Below are 2,504 nucleotides of genomic sequence, written 5' to 3' on the forward strand. Positions count from 1 at the left end.
GGTCAAGTCCTCGACCTATTAGTATCGATAAGCTAAATACATTACTGCACTTACACCTTCGACCTATCAACCAGGTAGTCTTCCTGGGGTCTTACCCTTACGGTGGGAAATCTTATCTTGAAGTTGGCTTCGCGCTTAGATGCTTTCAGCGCTTATCCATTCCGTACATAGCTACCCAGCCATGCCCTTGGCAGAACAACTGGTACACCAGAGGTACGTCCATCCCGGTCCTCTCGTACTAAGGACAGGTCTCCTCAAATTTCCTACGCCTGCGACGGATAGGGACCGAACTGTCTCACGACGTTCTGAACCCAGCTCGCGTACCACTTTAATGGGCGAACAGCCCAACCCTTGGGACCTACTACAGCCCCAGGATGTGATGAGCCGACATCGAGGTGCCAAACCTCCCCGTCGATGTGGACTCTTGGGGGAGATAAGCCTGTTATCCCCAGGGTAGCTTTTATCCGTTGAGCGATGGCCCTTCCATGCGGAACCACCGGATCACTAAGTCCGACTTTCGTCCTTGCTCGACCTGTATGTCTTGCAATCAAGCTTCCTTTTGCCTTTACACTCTTCGCACGATTTCCGACCGTGCTGAGGAAACCTTTGAGCGCCTCCGTTACTTTTTGGGAGGCGACCGCCCCAGTCAAACTGCCCACCTGACGGTGTCCCAAGACCTGATTCAAGGCCTCTGGTTAGGATCCCAGTACTACAAGGGTGGTATCCCAAGGATGACTCCACACAGACTGGCGTCCATGCTTCATAGTCTCCCACCTATCCTGTACATGTAGTACCAAGACCCAACGTCAAGCTACAGTAAAGCTCCATGGGGTCTTTCCGTCCTGTCGCAGGTACCCGGCATCTTCACCGGGATTACAATTTCACCGAGTCTATTGTTGAGACAGTGCCCAAATCGTTACGCCTTTCGTGCGGGTCGGAACTTACCCGACAAGGAATTTCGCTACCTTAGGACCGTTATAGTTACGGCCGCCGTTTACTGGGGCTTAAGTTCACTGCTTCGGATTGCTCCTAACAGATCCCCTTAACCTTCCAGCACCGGGCAGGCGTCAGCTCCTATACATCGTCTTGCGACTTAGCAGAAACCTGTGTTTTTGGTAAACAGTCGCTTGGGCCTATTCTCTGCGGCCATCCAATGGATGGCACCCCTTATCCCTAAGTTACGGGGTCATTTTGCCGAGTTCCTTAACAATAGTTCTCTCGCTGGCCTTAGGATACTCTCCTCACCCACCTGTGTCGGTTTACGGTACGGGCACCTTTAACCTCGGTAGAGACTTTTCTCGACAGTGTGAAATCAGCTACTTCGCCCAAAAGGGCTCCCCATCGTACCCTAGCATTATCAAGACGGATTTGCCTATCTTGACTGCCTCAGTACTTAGCCACACATAACCAACAGTGTGGTTAGCTTATCCTACTGTGTCATCCCATTCCTCAAACGGTTATTGGTGGTACAGGAATATCAACCTGTTGTCCATCACCTACGCCTTTCGGCCTCGGCTTAGGTCCCGACTAACCCAGGGCGGACGAACCTTCCCCTGGAAACCTTGGGTTTACGGCCCGTGGGATTCTCACCCACGTCTCGCTACTCATGCCAACATTCTCACTCGTATACTGTCCACATGTCCTTACGGTCATGCTTCAGCCTGCATACGAAGCTCCCCTACCCATCATAAATGATGCCGTAGCTTCGGTAGTACGTTTTAGCCCCGGAAATTTTCGGCGCAGGATCACTCGACCAGTGAGCTATTACGCACTCTTTAAATGAGTGGCTGCTTCTAAGCCAACATCCTGGTTGTCTGTGCAATCCCACATCCTTTACCACTTAACGTACATTTAGGGACCTTAGCTGACGATCTGGGCTGTTGCCCTCTTGACTATGAATCTTATCACCCACAGTCTGACTCCTGAGCAAAAGAAGACGGCATTCGGAGTTTGATAGTCTTCGGTAAGTGCAATACCCCCTAGGACATTCAGTGCTCTACCTCCGTTTCTCTAAGCTCAAGGCTAGCCCTAAAGCTATTTCGGGGAGAACCAGCTATCTCCGGGCTCGATTGGAATTTCACCGCTATCCACAAGTCATCCCCGAGCTTTTCAACGCTCGTGGGTTCGGTCCTCCACGAAATTTTACTTTCGCTTCAACCTGCTCATGGATAGGTCGCCCGGTTTCGGGTCTACGTCAAGTAACTTAAATCGCCCATTTAAGACTCGCTTTCGCTACGGCTCCACACCTTAAGTGCTTAACCTTGCTACTTAACGTAACTCGTTGGCCCGTTCTACAAAAAGTACGCGGTCACACAAGAAATGTGCTCCCACAGCTTGTAAGTGCAGGGTTTCAGGTTCTATTTCACTCCCCTCCCGGGGTTCTTTTCACCTTTCCCTCACGGTACTATGCGCTATCGGTCACTAGGTAGTATTTAGGCTTGGAGGATGGTCCCTCCTGCTTCCCACAGGGTTTCACGTGTCCCGTGGTACTCTGGATCATATCT

General features: G+C 51.2%; 1 rRNA gene. It reads right to left on the bottom strand.

Features of this window, described 5'->3' with window-relative positions:
- Positions 1–2,504: ribosomal RNA gene (locus I2H23_RS15025) — 23S ribosomal RNA — on the bottom strand; the annotation flags it as partial.

The organism is Romboutsia sp. BSD2780061687b_171204_C1 (assembly GCF_015560225.1).
Taxonomy (GTDB): Bacteria; Bacillota; Clostridia; order Peptostreptococcales; family Peptostreptococcaceae; genus Romboutsia_C; species Romboutsia_C hominis.